Annotated in this window: 3 protein-coding genes; all 3 read left to right on the top strand. The window is 48.9% G+C overall.

Going from position 1 to position 2,654, the window contains the following annotated elements; genetic code table 11:
• Window positions 1-950, top strand: a 950-nt coding sequence (locus H6F50_RS00310; RefSeq protein WP_190425020.1) for a phosphodiester glycosidase family protein, incomplete at its 5' end; no start/stop codon positions are given.
• Window positions 951-1,182: 232 nt separating this feature from the next.
• The gene (locus H6F50_RS00305) at window positions 1,183-1,608 is read left to right on the top strand and encodes a phosphomannose isomerase type II C-terminal cupin domain (RefSeq protein ID WP_190415385.1); all 426 of its coding nucleotides are present in this window, start codon (window positions 1,183-1,185) and stop codon (window positions 1,606-1,608) included.
• Between the two features lie 381 nt (window positions 1,609-1,989).
• A partial coding sequence (locus tag H6F50_RS00300; protein ID WP_190425017.1) for a serine/threonine-protein kinase occupies window positions 1,990-2,654 on the top strand: 665 nt, incomplete at its 3' end.

Genomic DNA, 2,654 nt, shown 5'->3' with positions numbered 1-2,654 from the left:
TTCAGGGGGATGTCAACTTGCCCTTTTTTAAGATGAAACCGATCTGGAGCCATCCTTCCAAGATGGTGGGAGTCGCTCCCCTGAGCGAGACAGCCCAGATGTGGCACGCCTCGGCGGCAGTCAACGGGGGCTTTTTTAATCGCAAGAACCAGCTGCCTTTAGGCGCAATTCGGCGGGATGGGCGCTGGTTATCCGGGCCGATTCTGAATCGAGGCGCGATCGCCTGGAATGATACGGGAGCGGTGAAAATTGGGCGTCTGGCGCTCCAAGAAACTTTAATCACCTCAACGGGTGCGCGTTTGCCGATTCTTTTCCTCAACAGTGGCTACGTCAAGGCAGGCATTTCCCGCTATACCCCGGAGTGGGGAGCAACCTACACGCCGCTCATTGATGATGAAATCATTGTCGTTGTCCAGAACAACCAAGTCACAAGCCTTCTACCCGGAGGGGTTGCAGGTAAAACTGCCTTTCCCATTCCCCGCAATGGTTTCTTACTTACCCTACGCGCTAACCAAGGGCCAGCCGCTTCTCTCCCTCCTGGCACGAAAGTATGGGTAGAGGGTGCTACTGTCCCTGGTGACTTTAACCGCTACCCGCACATTGTCGGTGCGGGTCCCCTTTTGTTGCAAAATCGGCAAATTGTGCTGAATGCCAAAAGCGAGCAATTTAGCGACGCCTTCGATAAGCAAGCCGCAATTCGCAGTGCAATTGGAACGACCGCAGACGGCAACCTAATGATTGTTGCCGTTCACAATCGCGTCGGGGGAACCGGGCCTACCTTGAGAGAAATGGCTGCCTTGATGCAAAAAATGGGCGTGATTGACGCCCTCAACCTCGACGGTGGCAGCTCTACCAGCCTCTACTTAGGGGGGCAGGTCCTAGATCGCCCTCCCTCCAGTGCCGCCCGCGTTCACAACGGTCTTGGTATCTTCTTCCAGCCCACCCGGTAGTCGCTGATTTAGGATTTTTTTACGATTTAGCCAATTTGTCAACCGTTAAAACTTCTATGAAGACTTGATGTAGATTGCGAGGATTCAGTAGTTTACGGTTACAACAGCCTGGTTTGATTTGCTATGTTTGGCAAAGATTCCCTCAATGTGTCAGCGATCGCTCACTACAATTGTCCATTCTCAAAATGTATTCACCATGCTGACAAAGCAACGGTTTTAAGGAGAAACATCAATGGCTCAGGCGCAAGAAATTTCTCAAACTTCTGCCTTCCCTTTACCCAGTTCGATAGCCACCAACGGAATTGCTGCAACGGAATTGCGCCCTTGGGGTTCTTTCACGATTCTGGAAGAAGGGCGAGGCTACAAAATCAAGCGCATTGAAGTAAAGCCTGGTCACCGGCTCAGCCTGCAAATGCACTACCACCGTAGCGAACACTGGATCGTGGTTTCAGGCACAGCGAAGGTTGTTTGTGGCGAGCAAGAACTGACCCTTAGCAGTAATCAATCGACCTATGTTCCTCAATGCCATACTCATCGCCTAGAGAATCCTGGTGTCATTCCTCTGGTATTAATCGAGGTTCAGAATGGGGAATATTTAGGAGAAGATGACATTGTTCGTTTTCAAGATGACTACTCCCGCAGTCAGCAAAAAAAGTAGGCTAGGGTTCAAAGTTGGGTAGCTCGACGAGCGACTACCCAGTTTAAGTGTTTTTTTGAAATCAAATTTTCTAGGGCGTTCTTCCATAATCAGGTGGGAGTCGCCCTAAATTGTTTCCAAAGGGTATGCGATCGCGCCGCAGTCCAATTCTATCTTTCATTCATCTATTGCATTCCCACGGCTCTTGTCATTCCCGGACGAGCTAGGAGTCATCTAAAGCGAGACGAGTGTTTCTACTCAGTGAGACCTGTGAAACTGGACAAGTTTCCTGATTTCTCTTGCAGGGGTAGGGGTTGGGCGTTAAAACATCTAAGGCTGGCAAGCAAAACCAGAGCCTTGGGGACTAATCTAGAATAACTGCCAGAACACTGCATCTACCTCATGCTGGGAAAAACGCTCAGTGGTCGCTACCAAATCATCAAACACTTGGGAGGCGGGGGGTTTGGACAAACTTACCTTGCCGAAGATCAGCAGCTACCGGGCAATCCACAATGTGTCGTTAAGCAACTCAAACCCAAGGCTAACGATTCATTAACGTTGGAGGTAGCTAGACGTTTATTCGATCGGGAAGTTCAAGTCCTCTATCGCTTAGGGAATCACAATCAAATTCCTCAACTTTTAGCTCATTTTGAGGAGGAGCAAGAGTTTTATTTAGTACAAGAATTCATCGAAGGGCACGAACTCAAGCAAGAATTACCCGTTGGGAAGCAACTGAGAGAGGACTTCGTCATTGTTCTTTTACAAGACCTCTTAGAAGTCTTAGCGTTTGTCCATCAGCAAGATGTCATCCACCGGGATATTAAACCGTCAAACTTAATTAGGCGCAAGCAGGATGGCAAATTAGTCTTGATTGATTTTGGAGCCGTTAAAGAAGTTGGCACTGAGACAGTCAGTTCTTCAGGAGAGACAACTTTAACGGTGGTAATTGGTTCCCCCGGTTATATGGCAAACGAACAACTCAGCGGTAAACCCCGATTCAGTAGCGATATTTATGCTGTAGGGATGCTGGGAATTCAAGCCCTTACCGGATTACCGCCATCTCAACT

The sequence above is a fragment of the Coleofasciculus sp. FACHB-712 genome (assembly GCF_014695635.1).
In the GTDB taxonomy this organism is placed as follows: Bacteria; Cyanobacteriota; Cyanobacteriia; order Cyanobacteriales; family FACHB-T130; genus FACHB-T130.
Note: the sequence above shows the minus strand (reverse complement) of the source record. Positions and strands in the feature narration are given on the sequence as shown.

Excerpts from the sequence above, each read along its gene's own strand:
- H6F50_RS00305 (WP_190415385.1), top strand. The coding sequence starts at position 1,183 with ATGGCTCAGGCGCAAGAAATTTCTCAAACTTCTGCCTTCCCTTTACCC.